The sequence below is a fragment of the Rhizobium sp. AC44/96 genome, from assembly GCF_001692185.1.
Classification (GTDB): Bacteria; Pseudomonadota; Alphaproteobacteria; order Rhizobiales; family Rhizobiaceae; genus Rhizobium.
This window is the reverse complement of sequence record NZ_LXKO01000025.1, coordinates 358,578-380,394: the sequence shown is the minus strand read 5'-3', so window position 1 is coordinate 380,394 and position 21,817 is coordinate 358,578. Positions and strand designations below refer to the sequence as shown.

The 21,817-nt window shown below is 59.9% G+C and carries 13 protein-coding genes; 9 read left to right on the top strand and 4 right to left on the bottom strand.

All coding sequences use genetic code 11. The annotated features are described in order from the left end of the window. Window positions 1-282: 282 nt before the first annotated feature. Window positions 283-1,818: a hypothetical protein gene (locus tag A6U87_RS19240; protein ID WP_244499532.1), complete on the top strand. Its 1,536-nt coding sequence runs from the start codon at window positions 283-285 to the stop codon at window positions 1,816-1,818. 64 nt (window positions 1,819-1,882) lie between these two features. Here the strand turns inward: A6U87_RS19240 and A6U87_RS19235 are convergent, their stop codons facing one another. Beyond that, complete coding sequence (locus tag A6U87_RS19235) at window positions 1,883-3,079, bottom strand: glycosyltransferase (RefSeq protein WP_083199565.1); 1,197 nt, start codon at window positions 3,077-3,079, stop codon at window positions 1,883-1,885. A gap of 293 nt (window positions 3,080-3,372) precedes the next feature. Between A6U87_RS19235 and A6U87_RS19230 the strand changes: the two genes are divergently transcribed. After that, window positions 3,373-4,167, top strand: coding sequence for a WecB/TagA/CpsF family glycosyltransferase (locus tag A6U87_RS19230; protein WP_065692881.1), 795 nt, complete (start codon window positions 3,373-3,375; stop codon window positions 4,165-4,167). Between the two features lie 16 nt (window positions 4,168-4,183). On the opposite strand, the gene A6U87_RS19225 is transcribed toward A6U87_RS19230, so the two are convergent. Together A6U87_RS19225 and A6U87_RS19220 are read right to left on the bottom strand one after the other, a co-directional pair. Continuing rightward, the gene (locus tag A6U87_RS19225) at window positions 4,184-4,834 is read right to left on the bottom strand and encodes a 4'-phosphopantetheinyl transferase (protein WP_065692880.1); all 651 of its coding nucleotides are present in this window, start codon (window positions 4,832-4,834) and stop codon (window positions 4,184-4,186) included. 9 nt (window positions 4,835-4,843) lie between these two features. Further along, window positions 4,844-9,370, bottom strand: coding sequence for a MupA/Atu3671 family FMN-dependent luciferase-like monooxygenase (locus A6U87_RS19220; protein ID WP_083199563.1), 4,527 nt, complete (start codon window positions 9,368-9,370; stop codon window positions 4,844-4,846). Between the two features lie 348 nt (window positions 9,371-9,718). Here A6U87_RS19220 and A6U87_RS19215 point away from each other — a divergent pair, with 348 nt between their 5' ends. The 7 genes from A6U87_RS19215 to A6U87_RS19185 all read left to right on the top strand — a co-directional run bounded on the left by A6U87_RS19215 (window position 9,719) and on the right by A6U87_RS19185 (window position 21,090). Next, window positions 9,719-16,249, top strand: coding sequence for a type I polyketide synthase (locus A6U87_RS19215; protein ID WP_083199561.1), 6,531 nt, complete (start codon window positions 9,719-9,721; stop codon window positions 16,247-16,249). A 133-nt stretch (window positions 16,250-16,382) separates the two neighbouring features. After that, complete coding sequence (locus A6U87_RS19210) at window positions 16,383-17,873, top strand: oligosaccharide flippase family protein (protein ID WP_244499531.1); 1,491 nt, start codon at window positions 16,383-16,385, stop codon at window positions 17,871-17,873. Window positions 17,874-17,962: 89 nt separating this feature from the next. Further along, window positions 17,963-18,367: a hypothetical protein gene (locus tag A6U87_RS19205; RefSeq protein ID WP_141683997.1), complete on the top strand. Its 405-nt coding sequence runs from the start codon at window positions 17,963-17,965 to the stop codon at window positions 18,365-18,367. Between the two features lie 182 nt (window positions 18,368-18,549). After that, the gene (locus A6U87_RS19200) at window positions 18,550-19,068 is read left to right on the top strand and encodes a copper chaperone PCu(A)C (protein WP_065692876.1); all 519 of its coding nucleotides are present in this window, start codon (window positions 18,550-18,552) and stop codon (window positions 19,066-19,068) included. 47 nt (window positions 19,069-19,115) lie between these two features. After that, window positions 19,116-19,484, top strand: coding sequence for a copper homeostasis periplasmic binding protein CopC (gene copC / locus A6U87_RS19195; RefSeq protein ID WP_065692875.1), 369 nt, complete (start codon window positions 19,116-19,118; stop codon window positions 19,482-19,484). Continuing rightward, window positions 19,481-20,362: a copper homeostasis membrane protein CopD gene (gene copD / locus A6U87_RS19190; RefSeq protein WP_065692874.1), complete on the top strand. Its 882-nt coding sequence runs from the start codon at window positions 19,481-19,483 to the stop codon at window positions 20,360-20,362. The genes copC and copD overlap by 4 nt, the downstream gene beginning before the upstream one ends. A gap of 125 nt (window positions 20,363-20,487) precedes the next feature. Next, window positions 20,488-21,090: a HupE/UreJ family protein gene (locus tag A6U87_RS19185; protein ID WP_065692873.1), complete on the top strand. Its 603-nt coding sequence runs from the start codon at window positions 20,488-20,490 to the stop codon at window positions 21,088-21,090. A 40-nt stretch (window positions 21,091-21,130) separates the two neighbouring features. Here the strand turns inward: A6U87_RS19185 and A6U87_RS19180 are convergent, their stop codons facing one another. Continuing rightward, window positions 21,131-21,538, bottom strand: coding sequence for a response regulator (locus A6U87_RS19180; protein WP_065692872.1), 408 nt, complete (start codon window positions 21,536-21,538; stop codon window positions 21,131-21,133). Between the last annotated feature and the right edge of the window lie 279 nt (window positions 21,539-21,817).

The following is a 21,817-nucleotide window of genomic DNA, read 5'->3' as shown; positions in this document are numbered from 1 at the left end:
GCGTTTGTACAGAAACCCGATCCCGCTCTACTCGCGTGAAACGGGAGCAATGGTATCGGCCGCAGTAACCGACGTGCTAGACTAGGCACGAACTTGGCCGCCAGGCAGTTGCCTAAAAGACGTAGATCGCACCTCCATCAGTGCGGGAGTCAGCAATTTGGCGTTCTTGTTCGCTGATGCGAAACCATCCTAGATAGCTGCAACTACCATGACGCGTAGAGTGCGTCTTCATGTGCGCCCGCGAGGCTTCTCGACAGGTGCGGCCAATAGAAGGAATTTTCCGTGAACCGTCGTGAACTCCTGCAGCTGATCTCCGCTTCCGCGCTTCTCCCTCTCATCGGCGGACCACGGCAGGCGAGTGCCACCGCCGCAAAGTCGACAGCCAAGCTGGGGCTTAATCTGACCGGTATCTCCTACGCTTCCACAGAGCAGGCCTTTTCCAACCTGGCTGCAAATGCGTCCCGCTGGCGCCTGCAGAAGGATAGCGACAAGCAGTGGACTTGGGACAATCCGCTACCGCCGCTCACCGACGACCTCTATCCGAAGGTGGTTCCGCCGAAGTCCATGCTGGAAAGTTTTCTCATTTTCACGCCATATCGTACCAACCTGCCGGTCGCCCTTTCGGTCTACCATGACGGAAAGGGCAAACTGGGCTATCTCAGCGGTGCGGAGCTCGAAGCCCGGATGCCCGGCTACGACAACGTCAGAAACCTTCGCAACGACGCGCCATTCAGTTGCATCCTGCTTGAGACCGATCCGAACGACCCTGTTCGAAACATTCGCGTCTACGAGCGCGGCGAGCAGCCGAAAGGAACATTTCGCGATGCGTTCCTGAAGCGCATGAGTGGCATGTCGACGCTGCGCTTCATGGATTGGATGAACACCAACAACTCGGAAGTCCAGAAATGGGATGATCGCGCCAAGGTGGGCCAGTTCAGCCAGCCGCGCGGCGTTGCGCTCGAGCATATGGTGGAACTTTGCAATATCACCAAGGCAGATCCCTGGTTCAATATTCCTCACAAGGCCGACGATGATTACGTGCGCCGTTTTGCGCAGCAGGTAAAGGACACCCTCGATCCCAAGCTCAATGTCAACGTCGAGTATTCGAACGAAGTCTGGAACCCGCTCTTTGATCAAGCACGGTATGCCGACGAACAAGGCGCGCGACTGGGGCTTCCGGAAGGTGGTCGATCCCTGCTCTACTATGCAAAGCGTACCAGCGAGATCCTGGCCATATGGGAAGATGTATTCGGGGCCGACAAGGACCGCGTCATCGGTATCTACGCCTCAATGGCTGCCGGCAACTGGGTAAGTGAGACGATCCTTTCCGGTGAAGGCGTAAAGGAACATGCCGACGTTCTGGCGGTCGCGCCCTATTTCGGCGGCAGCATCGGCTCTCGTGACCGCGCTGCCGAGGCCGCCAACCTGACGCTCGACAAGCTCTTCGCTGAACTCGAGCGAGAAATCGGAGACGAAAATCGCAAGGCGATGCAAACGCAAGCCGACATCGCTGCTAAAAACGGTCTCAAGCTCTTCGCCTACGAGGGTGGTCAGCATCTCGTCGACACCAGGGGGATCGACGACAACAACGCCCTGACGAACTTGTTCATGGCCGCAAACCGCGATGAGCGAATGGGCCCGCTTTACGTCAAGTATCTGCAGAACTGGGCCGACGTCGGTGGAGATACCTTTGGTCTCTTCTCATCCATGAGCACACCCTCCCAATGGGGAAGCTGGGGCCTTCTGGAGAAGGAAGGCGCTCCCAATCCCAAGTGGACGGCGGTACAGGAAGTCATGCAACGCTGGACCAGCGGCTGAGCGAGCGCGATATCTGCTTTTCCTTGGATACAGAAAGACTAGGGAGCGGCCATCCGGCCGCTCCCTAGTCGTGTCGCGTACGATCGGTTCGCACCCAGGCAACCGCGTTGCCGGCCAACAGCGTCTTCGGATAGAGCTTGAACTTCGACGCGGCATAGAGCGGCACCTGTGCCAAGCTGCGGGCAGGCAAAACGGCTCTTCCATGGGCGAGCCAGCTGGCAGCGACCGCGACAGACAACAGAGCAACATTTGCCGCAGCGATCACCAGCGGCAGCAGACCGATGCCAAGAAAGGCGATGATTGCGGCAAGCGGCACGATCGCCAGCGTCACGAGTACGAGAAGCGTAAGCGGCGGTATGGTGACGTCGAGCAGGAGTGCGGCATAACTGCCCCTCGTCCAGCTTGAGGGAGAGAGCAGCCGGCCGATTGCATAGCGCATGATGCTCAGATGCCCGCCTTCCCATCTCTGGCGCTGCGTATCGGCCCCCTCCTTGGAATAGGGAAACAGGCTCGTCACCAACGCGTCAGGGCAAAACAACGGCGCATGCCCCGCGCGCGCAAGATCCAGGCCGAACTTCATGTCCTCCACCTGATGCCCGCTGGCAAGGCTTGCGTCTTCCAGCAGCGACCACGGGAGCGCCATCCCCGTCCCCGTCATCAGGCACGGCAGCCCTAGGCGTGCGAGGCCAAGTGGCCGGACCTGGTTCTTGACCAGGAAGGCAAATTCCGCGACGGCCAGGTTCAGCCCCGCATCTGTGGGGGCGATCTGGAGATTGCGGGCTTGTATCGGCCGGTTGCTCGAGAACGCAGCCGCAGCCAGACTGTCGAGCGCATCCGCCGCAAGCCGGCAATCGGCATCGACGAAAACGACGACGCGTGGAGGCGACTGCCGCAGGTGCTGAATGCCTGCATCCAGCGCGTAGCCCTTCCCTCGACGCTCCTTGTCCGCTCGCTCGACAACCTCCGCCCCCTCGGCCCGCGCGACCTGCGCGGTATCGTCGTCGCAGTTGTCGGCGACGACCACCAGCCTGTCTCCGTCGCGCATCTGCGCGCGGATGTTTCTCAGCGTATCGGCAATGCCGGCGCTCTCATTGTGTGCCGGGACCAAGATCGCCACCGGCGGCCGGATTGTCATTTCTACGCGTTGTCGTCTCTTTGCCGGCCAGCTTCCGGCAACGCATTCGAGGAAGAAAAATGCAATCGGAACGGAGAGAACTGCAGGCAGCAGCGTCGCGACGGATAGTATTGCCGTGTCAATCACAGTATTGCCCCTCTAATAACGCAGAATTTGGAACATTACTCTGTTTATACCATGAAAAAATGAGCAACCGCCAACGGTCTATGTAGTTCTTTATGATGATCTCGGAGATATCCATTTTCGCTTGAATATCGCGAATCCAAGCGCCGCTTACCTCGAAATGGTAAGCGCGGGGTTAATTGCGTCGGCCTGTTATTCGTATAGTCTGAAATCACCAATAAAAACATATGCTTGCTGAAATTGTTCTTTCAGCGGAGCTGGTTGTGTGCGCGCTTTCAACCGCGGGGAAATACACTATGAGTGCAGTGGAAATACCTACGGCAAGATCTGCATACGTCGCCGGCCACAACCGGCATTATTTCCTCGGGGCGCCCTTCGACCCCATCCCGCAGGACGTAGCCGTCGACCTCGTCGCAGCGCCGGAAGACCAGAGCAAGTTTCGCTATGTCGTGACGCCGAATGTCGATCATGTCGTTCGGCTGAGCAGCAACCGAATGCTGGCGCAATACTATGACGACGCGTGGATATCCCTTTGCGACAGCCGGCCGATTGCAGCGCTGGCCCATGCGGTATCGCTCGACCTGCCCCTGGTCACGGGATCGGACCTGACAGCACGCATCTTCAAGACGGTGGTCAAGGACGGCGATGTGGTCACGCTGATAGCAGCCGACCCATCGATTGTTCACGACATGGAGCTCGCCTACCCCAAGGTCCACTTTCGCAGCCACGTTCCGCCCAAGGGCGTCATGAACGATCCCACCGCCCTTCAGGCCTGCGTCGACTTTGTCGCCGCGGAGCCGGCGCGTTTTGTGTTTATCGCGATAGGATCGCCGCAATCGGAGAAGATTGCGCATGCGCTCGCCCAGCGCACGGATGCCTCCGGCGTGGGTTTCTGTGTCGGCGCCTCACTTGAATTTCTTGTCGGCACCAGAAAACGGGCGCCGTTATGGATGCGCCAGACCGGCCTAGAATGGGCCCACCGCCTCGCATCAGATCCCAAGCGGTTGTGGCGTCGGTATGTCTTTGCGGTAGCACCGCTTACGCAGTTGTTCGTCAAGGAACTCTTCAGCCGCCAGCAGCGCCGCGCCTGACCAGTACCGGCGCGTGTTACACCACGACCGCCGTTGCGATATGGCCGGCGGCAAACCGGATGCGGCCCGACAATCGCTCGCCGGCGCGATAGGGCAGGACATCCTGCTCGAATGTCGCGGCAAATGTCCCGCTATCGACGTCAAGCTCAATTCCGATTGCATCGAAGCCGATCAGCTGCCGGGTGACAGGATACTGGCACTTGTAAGCGCTTTCCTTGGCACAGAAGATTGCTTTCAGGTACAACCCGCGCTCCACGTCCGGCTTTACCGCGAGCCAGCGGCGCTCGGACGCAGTACAGATCTCAACTTCCAGATCAAGCTCCAGTGGCGTCGCCTCCTCGAGGTCGATGCCGATCGAGCGAACGCCATCAGACGTCGCGGCAACCGCGGCTGCGCAATGCGTTCTTGAATGGGTGATGCTTCCAACCAACCCTGCCGGCCATATCGGGGCACGATCTGACCCCATGGGAACCGCAAGTGCCTGCTGTCCAATCCGCGACATCGCAACACGGGCACAGAAGCGACCAAAGGCGAACTCTCGCTGGCGGCCAGCGACGGCACCGCGCACGGCAACCGCCTCCTCAGGCAGCAAAGGCGGGCATTCGCCATCGAGAAGCGTCTCCGCCGTCGCCACGGAACCGTCAAAAAGACCTTCGAACAGCTTCATCACCGCCCGCTAGCTACGCTGAAATTCCCGGCGCCGATCCCCCATCGCGTTTCTCCGCATGGCGGCGCGATCGGCGACCTTAGCCAGGTGCTTCTCGCTCGCTCCGCGATCGGCGATGAAGTCCGCGAGTTGCCCGACGGTCGGGAAACGGAAGAGATCGGTGATCGACAGATCGGGCGCGACGACCGCCTTCAGGTCGCGATGGACCTGCACGGCCAGCAGAGAATGACCACCCAGGGCAAAGAAATTGTCGGCAAGGCCAACCCTCTCGACGCCCAGCACACGTTTGAACGCCTCGGCAATCGACCGCTGCAGTCCGTCGGCAGGAGCTACAAACTCTGCCGCAACGACGCGGTCTCCACCGGCGCCCGGCGCCGGCAGTCGGCCACGATCGACCTTGGCGTTCGGCGTCAGCGGAAACGCATCCATTCGTACGATATGGCTTGGCACCATGTAGTCCGGCAGCGTCTTTGACAGATGCTCGGTCAGCTTCGTTTCGTCCAGAACAGCGCTCGTGCGGACATAGGCGACGATCCTGATATCGCCCGGCTGATCCTCCCGTGCCAGAACCACCGTTTCCTCCACGCCGGGGAACGCATTCGCCCTCGCCTCGATCTCGCCGAGTTCGATGCGATAACCGCGCACCTTGACCTGGTGGTCGGCGCGGCCGAGAAACAGCAATTCGCGCGCCGGCGTCATGCGCACCATGTCGCCGGTGCGATACATCCGCCCTTCATGGAAAGGGTTCGCAAGGAACCGTTCATCGGTCAGTTCCGGCCTGTTCAGGTAGCCACGCGTCACACCGTCTCCGCCGATGTACAGTTCGCCATCCACGCCGCACGGAACAGGTTCGAAGTGCTCATCGAGGACATAGAGCTGCGTGTTGGCGATCGGTTCGCCCAGCGGCACGATCCCGGCGGTCGGTTGTGCGACGCGGGTTGCCGACCAGATCGTCGTTTCCGTCGGGCCATACATGTTTGTCACGGGCGCGCTGGCGACGCGCCGCATATCGTCCAGCAGCGATCCATGCAAAGCCTCTCCGCCGATGAAGATCTGCTCCAGATCGACGAACGCGGCGCGGTCTTCCTCCGAGATCAGGAACATGCGAGCCATCGACGGCGTGCACTGGAAGTGCGTGACCCCATGGCGGCTGACTTCGCCCGCAAATCCGAGCTCGGCGGCAGGTTCGCTGACGGTGACCGTACGGGCTTCGCGCACCAATTGCGCCAGCGGTTCCAGGCGATCGAGGATGACATTGTCGCTGACGCCGAAGTCGATCAGGCAGGCGATTTCGTCCACGCCGATGGCTGCGACCTGGCTGAGCCGAGCGTGGGCATCCTCGAGCGTTCCGAACAGACCGCTATCTTCGAAATACCGCAGGAACGCGAATTCGAGGATGGCATCAAGCTCGTCCGTTGAAAGCGACTGCAGATCGATATCGGACGGAGCCGACAGGCCCTGCGGCTTCTTGAACGCCGGGAAAGCCCAGGCATATTGCTTGATCAGTGCTGCGGCGCTCTTCAGATATTCCTTCATCGGACCGCGCGCGAGATTGCGTACCTCGTCGCGGTCTTCGCCGAGCAAGGTGTGCAACATCAGGGTGACCTTGTAGTCGTCGGGGTTGCGCCCCGTTTCGACAAGAGTCTGCCGATAGATCGCAATCTTTTCCGCAAGCTCTTCGACCGATTGCCCAAGAAGGTGTGTCAGCACATTGGCGCCCGTGCGCGCCGCTTCCCTGTAGCTTTCAGGATTGCCCGCCGTCGTCAGCCAGATCGGCAGTTCCTTTTGAACAGGCCGCGGCTGCGTGACGACGCTAGCCGTTCCCGAACCGAAGCTGTACTCGACGCTTTCGCCGCGCCAGAGCTTCCGGACCGTTTCGATCTCGGTGACGAGGTTCGCCTTGTTGCGCGGCGGCGCATTCTCCGGCCGCAGCACGAAGTCTTCCGGCATCCAACCGGAGGCAAAGGCGACCGCCACGCGTCCATTGCTGATATTGTCGACCACCGCCCATTCCTCGGCGACGCGCAGAGGGTGATGCAACGGCAGAACGCAACTGCCGGCGCGGATCGATACATTCTTCGTGACAGCCGCTACGGCAGCACCCGTGACAGCCGGGTTCGGATAGGGTCCCCCGAAGGCATGGAAATGACGCTCCGGCGTCCAGACCGCCTGAAAATCGTTCTGATCGGCGAACTTCGCCCCTTCCAGCAGAAGGTTATACTTTCCGGCATCGGTTCCGTTGTCGTTGCCCCAGTAGAACAGGCCGAAATCCAGCACCTTGCCCGTCGGGCGCCGCGACGGCGTCTTGTTCTTGGCGACCGCGCTTGCGTGGATCACGACCTTGAAACCGCGCGACAGCGTCCAGAAAAGCTCCAGCACCGAAATATCGAAAGAAAGGCTGGTCACGGCAAGCCAGACATTCTGGCGGTCCGCACGCCGACCAATGCGCTCGTCCATACCGGCGAAGAAATTGACGACGTTGCGATGCTCGACCATCACGCCTTTGGGATTACCGGTCGAACCCGAGGTGTAGATGACATAGGCGAGATTTTCGGGACGAGCGGCGCTTTCAATGCTCTCGACCGACGGATCGCCAGCAGCGATATCGTCCACGAAGACGATGCGAACATCGCCCAGCCCCGAGGTTACCATGCCGCGTTTGGCAATGACCAATCTGACCTTGCTGTCCTTTGCCATGAAGGCCAGCCGCTCGGCCGGAAAGTCCGGGTCGAGCGGGACATAAGCGCCGCCGGCCTTGTGGACGGCGAGTGCGGCGACGACGAGTTCGAGCGAACGGGGCAGATGCAACCCGACCAGAGCATCCGGCCCAACGCCCTCGCGGGACAGCACCTGCGCAATCCGGTTGGCCCAACTGTTCATTTGCGCGTAAGTCAGCGACTGATCTCGATATGCCAACGCCTCGGCATCCGGTGTCAGCCCAACTTGTCTTTCGATCAATTGGTGTACGCAAAGATGACGCTCGTAGTCGAGCGCAGTCTCGTTCCAGTCAAACAGCACCTGCTTGCGCTCGCCGGCGGACATCAAGGGCAATTCGCCCAATGTTCCCGATTTTTCCGCGAACGCCGCGCCAAAGGCCGCAAGCCTTTCACATAGTTGCTTGATGAAGTCACTGGTGACCCGGTTTTCGTCGTAAGCCACCTGTACCCGCTCGCCGAGCACAAACGTAACGGCGCATCCCTCGATCACATCTACGCGAGCATTCTCGCCCACGGCAATTCCAAAGGTCAGGCGCGGCTCGGACACGTCAGGCGAGCGGTCGACCAGGTCACCAAGGTAGGAGCCCCGCTTCACCAGCTGATCAAGCGATTGCTGTGTCTCCTCGGCAAAGGCCGCAGTCTGCATCCCACGCTTTGCCGTTACTGTCAGTGGCACGGCATCGGAGAAATAGCCGGGAAAGCGCCGATTGGGCGCGCGGAGCTCTTCGTCAGCATAGGCGATGCTCAAAGCTTCCCGCTTCGAAAGCCTGCCGATGAATGCAGCAATCATGGCGACTTTGTCACTGTCTGACGCTGCTGGCAGCGGCAGTTCGATGCTGTTGACGCGGGCCGGGCGCGATGACAGATACCCGCCGATATCAAGAAGGTCGACGTCCACGACGTTGGCCAACGCACGGCGATGCCAGGCCTCATGACGAGCAGCCTCGGCCACCATCGCATCCAGTGCATGAGCCGCGTCGTCATCGAACTCTGGCAACCGCTCACCCGGGCGCACGACAGTGGAAAGATCGATGTCACGATGTTCAAGATCGACGCGCACGGCTCCATCCGGCGCAGCCACGACCAGACTGCCCATTGCCGCCGACAGGACTGTTCCCGGCTCTGCAAAGACGGGCTCATCGTGCTTGGCGATATCTGCAACATGGAACAGTTGACGGCCCACTCTCAGCTTCGGCTTGACGAGCGCATTCGCCCTGTCGTTGCCGAAGCTCAGCGCACGCACCAGACGGGAAATCTCTTCGACCGGTCGCCGGAAGGAAATGGTTCCCGCTGCTGCGGGTCGCTGATCACGGCTGAAATAGCGTCGGCTCGAAAACTCCTGGGGTACGGGGACCAGAGAACCGCGCTCGATATCCGAAAGCATGGTGGCAAACGCGCTCATCCCGGCTTCGAAGCACTTCGCGTTCAGCGTCAGTGCCGTCTCGTCCTCTGCCACGTCGAAGAGCGTCTGAGCATAGATCGCGCCTTCGTCGATGCCCGAGGTGATTTCATGCCAGGTGATGCCGTATCGTCTTTCCCCAGCCATGAGCGCCCAGGAGGGGGTGTTCAATCCGGCATAGGTAGGCAGCGGTCCGTCATGGAAATTGACGGCGCCGCGCTTGGCGCCACGCCAGACTGCGTCCGGTACCAGCTTCAGGTTGACGATGCTGAAGAGCCAGTCGTAGTCGAGACCCGCGAGGTGGGATGCATAGGATGCGTCATGGGCGAAAACTGGGACGTCCCTTTCGGCAGCCCATCTCCGCACGGGCTCGCTGGCAGTCACGACGGCAAGGAGTTCATGTCCTCCGTCCCTCAACATCTCCGCGCATTGCGCAAGAAGAAATCCATCTCCAACTAAAACGCACTTGAAATTGGCCATGATCCCTCACTTCCGCTGCACACACATCTACAAAATGCGCCAAAAATGAACGCCGCGGCTTTCGGCCGGCGGCAATACTATCATTGTTATACTTCAATCCTGCACGCAATAAATCAACAAGGCAATTTAGTCTTAATTTGCATAGAATATCTAAGGGCATACCCTAAAGGCGTAATTGAGCTTGTCTGCCCGCGCGAGCACAATGGGATATGGTGATTGCGCCAACACTCAAGTCTTGGTAAGCAACACCAAAGCATTTCGATGTATATCGTTTAAATAGAGTTCGGGATGTTAGATAAATCTGAAGAAGTCGGCAGCAACGATATCGCAATTGTTGGCATGGCACTTAGAGTGCCCGGCGCTCGCAACATTGGCGAATTCTGGTCTAACATTCGCAACGGCGTTGAATCTGTTCGAGATATTTCCGATGAGGAACTGAAATCATCGGGAGAACCAGCCGCGAAGCTACACCATCCAAATTACGTCAGGCGAACTGCTGACCTTCCCGACATGGAGATGTTCGATGCCGAATTCTTTGGGATGAGCCCCAAAGAAGCTGCCATCATGGACCCGCAGCACCGCCACTTTCTCGAGTGTACATGGGAAGCGATGGAAGATGCCGGGATTACGCCTGATAGCAGCGACGGCCCGGTCGGGGTCTTTGCCGGCAGCGGGATGGGCAGCTACTTCTACTTCAATGTCTGCAGCAACAAGCAGCTGGTCGATCAGGTCGGCATGTTCCTGCTGCGCCATACCGGCAACGACAAGGATTTCCTCGCTACGCGCACATCGTTTGCGCTCAACCTTCATGGCCCCAGTGTCAACATCCAGACGGCCTGCTCGACCTCTCTGGTCGCGGTGCACTACGCATGCCAGAGCCTGCTCAGCGGCGAATGCGACATGGCCCTTGCCGGCGGCGTGACCATCGAATTTCCCCATCGTCGCGGCTACATCTTCCAGCCTGGCGAAATACTGTCGCCGGATGGCCACTGCAGGCCGTTCGACCATCGCGCCGCCGGCACTGTTTTCGGTAGCGGCGTTGGCGTCGTAGCGCTGCGCCGTGCATCCGATGCAATCCGCGACGGCGATATTATTCATGCGATCATCAAGGGAACTGCGGTCAACAACGACGGCGCAAGCAAGGCCAGCTATCTGGCGCCGAGCGTAACCGGCCAGGCGGAAGCGATCATCGAAGCACAGGGGCTGGCAGGCGTATCGGCCGACTCGATCGGCTATGTCGAATGCCACGGCACCGGGACGCCGCTCGGCGACCCGATTGAAATAAGAGCACTGACCGAGGCCTTCAGGCAAACCAGCGCCCGCAACGGCTATTGCCGCATCGGTTCGGTCAAGTCGAACATCGGGCATCTGGATACTGCGGCCGGTGTCGTCGGCTTGATCAAGGCATCATTGGCGCTGAAACACGGAGAAATCCCGCCGACCGTAGGCTTCGAGGAACCCAATGAGGCGCTCGATATCGGCAACACGCCATTTGTCGTTGCTGACCGCCTGGTCCGATGGCCATCAGAAGGCGGCCCGCGCAGGGCAGCGGTGAACTCCCTTGGCGTCGGTGGCACCAATGCCCACGCAATCCTGCAGGAGGCACCACCCGAAACACGCCGCGCCAACAACAATACCAGCGAGGAGCCCCTGCTTCTTCTGCTTTCCTCGCGCCAGAAGAAGGGTTTGGCGCGGGCTGCGCAGAACCTATCCGACGCAATCGGCGAGAATCCGCACCTGTCGCTTTCGGATACCGCCTATACGTTGCTCAACGGACGAAAGCACTTCGAGCACAGGCTTGTGCTTGCCGTGTCGGGCAGGGATGACGCACTGGCGGCCCTCTCAAAGATCGACTCCACCCGAGCCTTCGTGCACGCGCCGGTCGCTGACCGGCCGGAGGCCACATTCGTCTTTCCAGGCGGCGGAATCCAGCATCCCGGCATGGGCGCCAATCTTTACAAGACCGACGCCCAGTTTCGTGCGTCGGTCGACGAAGGATTATCCTATTTGCCGAGGGATGCGGCCGACGAAATCCGCTCGATCTGGTTTGCCTCACCTCAAGATTTTGCGGCGGCCAGCGCCCGGTTCCTGCGTCCATCGGTGCAACTGCCCGCCATCCTCATTCTCGAAGTCGCAATGGCGCGTTTGTGGATGCGCTGGGGTATCCGGCCTACCGCGCTCATCGGCCATTCTATGGGCGAAAACGCGGCAGCCTGCATTTCCGGCGTAATGAGCTTCCAGGACGCCGTCGCGCTCGTCCGCCTACGTGGCGAACTCTTCGACACGGTCGAGCCGGGCGGCATGCTGAGCGTCTCGATTGCGCCTCAGGCTCTCAAGGAGATCTTGCCGCCGGAGCTTGATATCGCATCCATCAATGCGCCGGAGCTGTGTGTCGTCTCCGGACGCAACAATGATCTCGACGCTTTCGAGAAGGCGCTTGGCGCACGCGGGATCGATGCCAAGCGCGTTCCGATCGACATCGCCGCCCATTCGAGAATGCTTGATGCGATCCTTCCGCGGTTCCGCAGTTTCCTGCAGACAATCACGCTGCGCACTCCGTTGATCCCCATCATATCCAATCGGAGCGGCAACTGGCTGACGGCAGCGGAGGCCACCGATCCCGACTACTGGGTCAACCATCTGCGTTCAACCGTCCTGTTCTCGGAGGGAGCCTCTGTTCTGGCCCAGACGCCCAGACGCATCTACATCGATGTCGGTCCCGGCAAGACGCTCTCCTCGCTTTTGAAGCAGCAAGGCGGCATCGAGCCGAACCGGGTGATCAACAGTCTGCCCCACGTCGAAGACACGTTTGATGACAATCTTCATGTTCTGGCCGCGATCGGTCGTGCGTGGGCAACCGGCCTTCCGGTCAGCATCGATCGGCTGTGGGAAGGAAAAAACCCGCGGCGTGTCACGATCCCGACCTACGCGTTCCAGCAGCAGAGATACTTCCTCGATCGCGTCGAGACCAGTTCAGCACCTGTGGTGGACGACGTACCCGCCAAGCAGGTCAACATCGAGGACTGGGGATACAAGCCCAGCTGGAAGCAATCGCTTGCCGACTACACGCTCGGCGCCGAACAGCGCAGCCGGACCTGGCTGGTCTTCGTCGATGAAGCCGGCGTAAGCCAGGGCCTTGTCGCGCGGCTGCGCGCGGCCGGTCATCGTGTCGTCACCGTGTCCAATGGCGACACCTTCCTGCGACGGAGCGAAGACGACTACATCCTGTGCCCGGAGCTCGGAAAACCCGGCTATGCGGCGCTGCTTCAGTCTCTCACAACGGACGGCGCCCTTCCCTCTGACATCTTGCACATGTGGCTTGTCACGAGCAAAGAGACCTTCCGTCCAGGGTCGAACTTCTTCCACCGAAACCAGGAATGCGGTTTCTACAGCGTTCTCCATCTCGCCCAGGCCATCGGCGACAGCGGTGACGTGTCGAAGCTCAATCTGATCGTGGCGACGAACGGCATGCAGCGGGTGTTCGACGAGGCCGTGCCCTATCCCGAAAAAAGCACCGTGCTTGGTCCATCCCTGGTCTTGCCAAAAGAAATGGCAGGATCAACCGTCCGGCTGGTCGACGTGGTTCTCCCTACCGTTTCGCCGAAGGCAAAACCACTGGCATCGCTGTTTTCGTCGGGTACGAAAGCAATGGCTCCAGACACGAGTTTCGACGAGCTCCACCAGCAGCTGTGGGAAGATATCCTCGCCGCGCCCTCCTCCGAGACTGTTGCCTACCGCAACGGGCGTAGGTGGACCCGCACCTACAAAAGGCTGCCCCTGAACGACCTATCGGGCGATCAGGCGATGCTGAAACAGGGTGGCGTCTACATGTTCACCGGTGGTCTTGGTGAACTTGCACTTGATACGGCACAGCAACTGGCTAAGCGCTATGGCGCCAAACTCGTTCTCATCGGCCGCACAGAACTGCCAGCACGCGACGAGTGGATTGCCTATGAAAGGCTCCATGGGCATGACGCCGTTCGCCGGGCGATCTCGGCAATACGCAAGCTTGAAGAACTCGGCACCGCCGTGCTCTATCTTGTCGCGGATGTCAGCAACCCACAGGCGATAAGGGATGCCGTATCCAGCGCACGTGCGCAGTTTGGTAGTATTGACGGCGTGTTCCACACGGCAGGTGTCGTCGATGACGACCTCATGCAGCTAAAGACCGAAGACAGCATCGAGCGGGTTCTCGCGCCAAAAACTTTGGGAACCGCGGTGCTGAACGAGGCATTGGCCGATGTACCGCTCGACTTCCTCATCCTGTTTTCATCGACCAGCACGGACACCGCGCCCGCAGGTCAGGCGGATTATGTGGCGGCCAACGCCTACCTGAACGCCTTCGCGGAGAGCTGCGCTTCCAGGAAAGACCGTAAGACCATCGCTGTTCACTGGGGCGTATGGGCAGATGTCGGCCTGGCTGCACGGGCGACGGCCACAAAACGACGTAGCGACGTCGAGGCTTTGTCAGGTTCCGCCAGTGGCCCGTTGTTCCAGCAATGGGTGGAGGACGAAGACGGTACTCCGTGGCTCGAAACCACGATCAGGGACGACCATTGGATGCTGGATGAGCACCGACTGGTTTCCGGCCAGCCGGTCATGCCTGGTACCGGCTTTGTGGAAATGATGCTGCAGGTGGCGCGCGAATATGGCGTCGAGCAGCCGCTAACGCTTGATGACGTCCAATTCGTGCGGCCATTGACGGTCTCGGCGGGAAAACCCCGCATCGTCCGCGCACGGCTTGAACCAGCCGGTTGGGGCTATCGCGTCATGGTACAGTCGGCCGTGTCAACCGGAGAACGCGTCTCCTCCTTTGAAGAACATGCCGAAGGAAGCTTCGGATCGCGAGATCCTGCGAGCATCGGGAGGCTGGATATTCCGTCTATCGAGGCGCGGTGCCCGCAGCGGCGCCATGCGGAAACGGAAAAGACTCTGCGCACGGCGCAGGAAGACCATATCCGATTTGGCCCCCGCTGGAGCGTGCTCAAGTCCATCGCAATCGGCGACGCAGAGGCGATCGCCGAACTCGAATTGAACGCGGAAGGGAAGCAGGACCTCGAAGACGGCTTCATTGCTCACCCGGCGCTCCTCGATATCGCAACCGGTTTTGCGATCGGACTTGCGGACGCATACGGATCTCAATCCGTGCTCTGGGCACCGGTCGAATACGGATCGCTGACGGTTTACGGGCCGCTGCCGAGCCGGATCGTCAGTTGGGCAAGGCTCGTCGACAGTTCGGAGTTCGGCGAAGGTTACGCGGCCTTCGACATAACGATCACAGATGCCGACGGCACCGTCGTGCTGGACATCAGCCGGTTTGTCATGAAACAGCTGAACGACGATCTCAGCCTCAACCAGATGCCGGCAGTCTCCGAGCCATCACCGGTGGAGACCTATACCACCGAGCCGTCCTCGCCTGCACAGATCCGCTTCGCCAGGCAGGTTCAAAACGGGATTCGCCCGCAAGAGGGATTCGACGCTCTGCTTCGCGCACTTGCGACGGGCCAAACACAACCCATCATCAGCTCGATGGATCTGGAGGCACTGCGCAAGTTTGCGGCTGAAGCAGCCGTCGAGGAGCCGCCGAGAACTGACGACGGATTTGAGCGACCCGATCTCGACACCGAATTTGTCGAGCCACGCAATCCGGTCGAGACCGCGATTGCCGATTACTGGAAGACGTTGCTTGGCGTCTCCAAAGTCGGCATTCACGACAATTTCTTCGACCTAGGCGGCCACTCTCTTATTGCCGTGCGACTGTTCCGCATGATCAAGAAAGACTTTGCCGTCGATTTCCCGATCTCCGCACTATTCGAAGCGCCAACCATTTCCAAATGCGCAGCACTCATTCAGGATCAGGTCAGTCCATCTGACCAGGTGACAGCAGAGGGTGGCCAGGGCGATACACCTTTCAAGGCGACGCACCTGGTATTGATGTCGGACGGAAAATCTCGAAGCAGTCGTCCCGTCTTCATCTGCGCCGGCATGTTCGGAAACGTCCTCAATCTTCGGCATCTGGCATTGGCTTTAGGTCAGGATCGTCCGGTCTATGGCTTGCAGGCCCGCGGCCTCTACGGTGACCAGCAACCTCACGAAACGTTCGAAGAGATGGCACGCGACTACATAGCCGAAATACGCACTGTCCAGCCGGAGGGCCCTTATCTTCTGGCCGGATATTCCGGCGGCGGCATCGCCGCCTACGAAATTGCTCGCCAACTCCAGGCTGATGGTCAGGAAGTTGCCAAGCTTGTGATGATCGACACGCCGTTGCCGACCCAGCCTAGGCTGTCGTTCCAGGACCGACTGATGATGAAATTTCAGGACCTGCAGCGCCACAAGAGCGCCTACCTGAGAAAATGGATAGGTGACCACGTGGAGGTGGGCAGGAAAAAGCGACGCGGGAATGAAGTCATTCATGAACAGGGGCAGGCCGATCACTTCAACAACGAGAGGATCGAAGTTGCCTTCCGTGGAGCTTTGCGTCGTTACCAGTTGCATCCGTACGCAGGACAAGTCACCTTGCTCAGGCCCAAGCCTGCAGCCTTTTATCATCTGAGCGGAGGACGCCACCTGCTTGAAAATCGTGACATCATCCTGCCCGACAATGGCTGGTCACCGCTCCTCGCGGACCTGACGATCGTCGAGGTGCCTGGTGACCACAACAACATGGTGCTGCAACCGAACGCGAGCGTGCTCTCGGCCTGGATGCGGAAAGCACTGAACTGCGATAACGGGCTGCAATCAAAAGGCATGGGTGAGGCAACACCCGCTCGTGCGAGTGCTCCGTCTCGCTGGCGCCGGCAGGCCGTGTCGGCATGACCTGTCATCATGCCCGCCGGCTTGCTGAGTTCACCAGGGGCCAGGCCGGAGCTCCGGACCGGAATACACCAAGCGAAACGAACCCGAATGCGGGTTTGCGCAAGTCCTACTTTTTAAAGCGCGGATCACGTCAATGACGCTGGCCATAACAGCCCGACTGGCACGGGCCCTTGAGCAGGCGATACCTATCTATCGCGTAAGGCGCCAGCCAGAATCGTCTGACGCCGAGGACGCCGCGGCACCGCCACCGACCACGAGTGGGGTCGGTATTCGCAAACTGGTGCTGACCGCTGCCAGTTGGTCGATGGGCGGATATGCCGCCGGTCAGGTACTCCGCATTGCCGGCAATCTGCTTCTGACGCGTGTGCTCGCACCTGATCTGTTTGGTCTCGCCGCCGTTGCCACCATGGTATCAGTGCTTGTCGCGCTCCTGTCAGACATAGGTCTTCACCAGGCCGTTATCCGCAGTCCCAAAGGCGAGCTTCAGCGATTTCTCGACACCGCTTGGACCATCCAGATCGTAAGGGGCTTCCTGATTTGGTTCGTCAGCATCCTGATCGGTTTCGGCATCGGCTATATAGCATCGCGAGGCTGGGTCGCGGCGCATTCAGTATATGCAAACCCGCAATTGCCCCTGATCATCATTGGCTCGGGGCTGGGTTTCGCCATATCGGGCTTCCAGTCGACCAACTACATTTCGCATCAGCGCAATCTCGGCCTCAGCCGACTGACGAAGATCGAATTGATCTGCCAGGCAGTCGGCATCGTGACTGCGGTGCTGCTCGCATGGCTTACCCAATCCGTTTGGGCTGTCGTCATTTCCAGCCTTGTCTCCTCGCTCCTCGGAGCTATTCTTAGCCACACCTGGATTCCCGGCCCTCGGAACAGTTTCCGGATGGATCGCGAAGATGCGCGAGAAATCTTCCTATTTGGCCGCTGGATCATGTTCTCGTCCTTCTTCACCGTGTTTTCGGCCAATGGCGACCGCATCCTGCTCGGCAACTGGGCAAGCTCGACGACATTCGGTCTCTATGGCCTTGCCCTCAATCTCGTGGGAATGATCGAGGGTATCGGTGGACGCCTATACGGGGCAGTCGGCACGCCTACCCTGAGCAAGATCGCACGAGAAAGGCCCGAGCGGCTGCGCAGCGCCTATCTTCGACTGCGAGCGCCTTTCGACATCTTCTACATCGGCTGCGCCGGACTGCTCTTTGGCTGCGGACAGACGATCATCGATATCCTTTACGATCATCGATATGCGGCGGCTGGATCGATGCTGCAGATCCTGTCGTTCAGCCTGCTCATGGCGCGGTTTGGCATCATGACGTCGGTCTACATTGCAGTCGGAGAACCCCGTAACGTCGGCATCCTCAACTGTGTCAAGGCTGGGCTGCTGTTCACGGTGGTGCCGCTCTGCTACTGGCTCTTCGATTTCCAGGGGGCCCTGTGGGCAATTGCCCTCTATACGCTGCCGACCGTGCCGCTCATCCTGTTCTTCAACATGCGCCACAAGCTGAACAACTGGATGTTCGAAATCGGTGTCCTCCTTGTATGGCCAGTCGGCTATGCGGCGGGATTGATGATCTCCAAGGTCGCCGGCCACCTCTTTGCCGCTGTCATGTGAATGATTTGTCGAGCAGGCGCATGATGCCGCATTGAGATCTGCCCGAAATTTCCGTAGAACCGCATTCATCGGAAATGGGCGGGAACCCGGTGAAGGCTAGAAACGCGACGATTGTTCAGTGGCTGGTGCGCATGACCTGCGTCATCGCACTGCTGTTCGTTGGTTTTGCGCACAAAGCGCCGGGCTTTGGCGCTACGACCTTCGCCGCCGCCGAATTTGCGGAATATGTCCTGCCGGACGGCACGCTTCCCATCCTGTGCCTCGCCGAAAAGGCGGTCGATACTCAGACACACCACAAGATGCATGCGCCGGGCTGCGAGGCTTGCCGCATCGGCGCGTCGGTGCTGCTTCCCACGCCTGCCGACATCGGCAATGAGCGACTTCGGCTGGAAGGGGTTGTCCAAGCTCCCTATGCGGCGGCCGCTTTCGAAAGACGGCTTTTTGCGCCGAGCAAGGGCCCCCGAGCACCTCCACACGATTCCGCATCTGCGTGAACCGGCATTCCGACCGCGGTCGTCGTGCCTTTTGTCGATAGCTGCCGCGGTTTCGTCGGCGGCTCGCTACGGATCAGATCCATGAACGGTTTTCCACGAGGCCGAGACGCCTCTCAACGCGCCGTCGCGTCGCGCCTGCGCTCGTCCCATTTCATAAAAATTGCCTTTCAGGGAACACCACTATGAAAAAGCTCGCAACTCTTCTCGCAGGCATCCTCTTTGCGGGCCTGCTTGCCACCTTCGCCAATGCGCACGGCTTCAAGATCGGCGACATCGAAATCGGCCACCCCCACGCCCGCGCCATGGTGCCCGGCGCCAAGGTTGGCGGCGGATATCTGAAGCTGACCAACACAGGGACCACTGACGACAAGTTGCTCAGCATCACGACAGAGCGGGCACAGTCGGCTGAGGTCCACCAGATGAGCGTGAACAACGGTGTCATGACGATGCGCCCGGTGGCAGGCGGCCTCGTCATTCCTGCCGGCCAGACCGTCGAGCTGAAGCCGGGCGGCTACCACATCATGTTCATGGATGTGGCCCAGCCCTTCAAGGAAGGCGAAATGGTCAAGGCGACGCTGACCTTCGAAAAGGCCGGTTCTGTCGATGTCGAGTTCGCAGTCGGCAGTGCCGGCGGTGCCAACTCAGGCGCTACCAGCGCACATTCCGACATGGGCACCATGGATATGTCCAAGCCGCAGTAAATTCCATCGCCCCCGTTCAATTCGAAAAGACAGAGAGAAGTATTCACATGTCGAAATCTCATTGGTTTCTCGCCACCTCGTTTGCAGCGGCCCTCCTCATGTCAGGACAGGCCACGGCGCATGCCCACCTTTCCGCCAGCGTCCCGACCGATGGAGCGACAGTTGGGACCTCCCCAACCGAGATCGATCTTCACTTTTCCGAAGAGCTCAATCTCAAGTTTTCCGGGATAAAGATCATCGGCGCAGACAAGGCGGAAGCAAAGACCGGCAATGCCAAGCTGACGGACAGCGGCAAGACGCTGGTCGTTCCCGTTTCCGCCGCGCTTCCCGCAGGAACATACACCGTCGAGTGGCATGTTCTGTCGACGGATGGCCATAAGACAAGCGGCAGCTACAGCTTCAACGTCAAGCCGTGAAACCCGACGTCGCCCTGATCCTCTGCCGTTTTCTCTTCGACGGCGCCGCCCTGTTCCTGTGGGGCGCGTCGGCCTATCTGTCGGCCCTTGTGCCGGCGGAACTGGCGCGGTGGACGGATCGGCGGCTTGGCGCCCCGATCAGGGTTGCGGTCGTCCTCTTGGCAGCAACCACCGCTGTGCTCATTCCCGTGCGCACGGCAACGATCGGCGAGGGATGGCCGGATGCGCTGTCACCCGAACTGCTGCAATCCACCCTGCTGGAGACCAGCATCGGCCAGGCGTGGATTATCCAGGCTACGCTCACTGCGCTGCTTCTAATCGTCATGTTCGCTTCTCCGGCACGATACCGCCTTGGCGGTCGCGCTCTGTGCGCCGGCCTCCTGCTCGCCGGACTGACGATCAGCGGCCATGCGGCCATGAACGGCGGCTGGTTGCGAACCGTCCATCGCCTGAACGATGCCGTCCATCTGCTCGCCGCCGGGGCCTGGATCGGCGCGCTGGCGCCGGTACTTGTCATCTTGCATAGTCTCAATGACGAGCAACGCCAGCGCGATGCCCGCGTCGCATTGATGCGGTTCTCGACAGCAGGCCATGTCGCCGTGGCGCTGGTCCTGCTGTCGGGCGTCGCCAATACATTCCTGATCGTCGGCGGATTTCCGCTAGACTGGTCGTTGGACTACCAGCGCCTGCTCTGCATCAAGCTGGTCTTGGTCGCCTTGATGATCGCCCTTGCCTTGGCCAACCGATATGTCTTCGTCCCACGGCTCGGGCGTGGCCGATCGCTGACAGCGCTGGCGTGGGCAACGCGAGCCGAAATCTTCCTTAGCTTTTGCATCGTCGCGCTGGTCGCTTGGTTCGGTACGCTGCAGCCCACCTGAAGCAGGCAATGACGCCCCTGCCGCATCTACGTCAAATGACGGTGGCACTCTCTTTTTTGCTTTATCGAAGCATGCCGCCGTGGCATTTTTCCCGGCAACATTCTGCAAATAGATAAGGGGCACACATGTTTTCAAAACCTATTAAATTCAATGCCGCGCTGGCGGCTCTCGTCCTTGCTCCCTCGCTGGCCTTTGCCCATACCGGCGTTGGTGGCACGACCGGCTTCTTCCATGGTTTCAGCCATCCGCTGTCTGGCCTCGATCACGTTCTGGCGATGATCATGGTTGGCATCATTGCCTGCCAGCTTGGCGGCCGCGCCCTTTGGCTCGTGCCTGCCACCTTCGTCCTGGTGATGGCCGCCGGCGGCGCACTCGGCATGGCCGGCGTCGGCCTTCCCTTCGTTGAAGCCGGCATTGCACTTTCCGTGATCGTCCTTGGCGCCGTGATTGCGCTCGGCATCCGGGCCCCGGTTGCCATCGCAGCCGGGGTGGTCGGATTGTTTGCGGTTTTCCATGGCCACGCGCATGGCGCGGAGATGCCTGCAGCAGCAGGCGGCATCGCCTATGCCATCGGCTTCATGTTGGCGACTGCGGTCCTCCACATCGCCGGCATTGCGCTTGGCTTCATCGTTGCGCGGATTGGCGATCGCCATGGCATGATCGCGGTTCGCACGGCCAGCGGACTTGCCGCCGTTGCAGGCGTTGGCCTGCTCAGCGGCGTTATCTGACTGATTGTAGGGACGACCACAGTCCCTGTGCGGCCTGGCGTTATACTAGGCCGCTGCGGGCTTCCATGGCGCGCCTCAGCGACTGTTCCACAATCGATGGCATGACCGGCTTGGTCACGACACCGAGCGCCCCATTCAATCGATGGATGACCGCTTCGGGATTGCCGGTCATGAAGACGACGGTGACGCCGTAGTCTTCAATGAGGCTTCGGCCAATATCTGGGCCGGTCGGTCCGTCCGCCAGATTGACATCGACGAAAGCGATGTCAGCGACGGGCGCCAGCTGTAACGCCTGCTCCCTGCCGGCGGCAAGTCCGGCCACTTCCAGCCCCAACGCCTCTACTGTTGCCTCGAGATCAAGTGCAATCAGTGGTTCGTCTTCAACGATCAGCACCCGATGCGTGGTTTCGATCATGTTGGTTGGATTACGCGTGACACTGTTATCCATGAGACGTCCCTTGTTTCCATCGACTTGAGAATGTCCGTATCAGACAAGATATTGTCAGCGAGAAACGACCCGCACATCGAATTGTTCCAGCATGAGGCGAAATAATTCGCCGTTAAGACACTGTTAATATTAACATTTTGTTAATTCTGCGCGCTCCGCCGACCCTCTCGCAGTTCCACCCAGAAATGCCCGGTGACAGTTTCGACGTCGCCGAAGTGGCGAGTTGACAACGTCAGGCGAAGTCCCGAGAGTGGCCGCATCCAGCGCCAGCATCCCGGG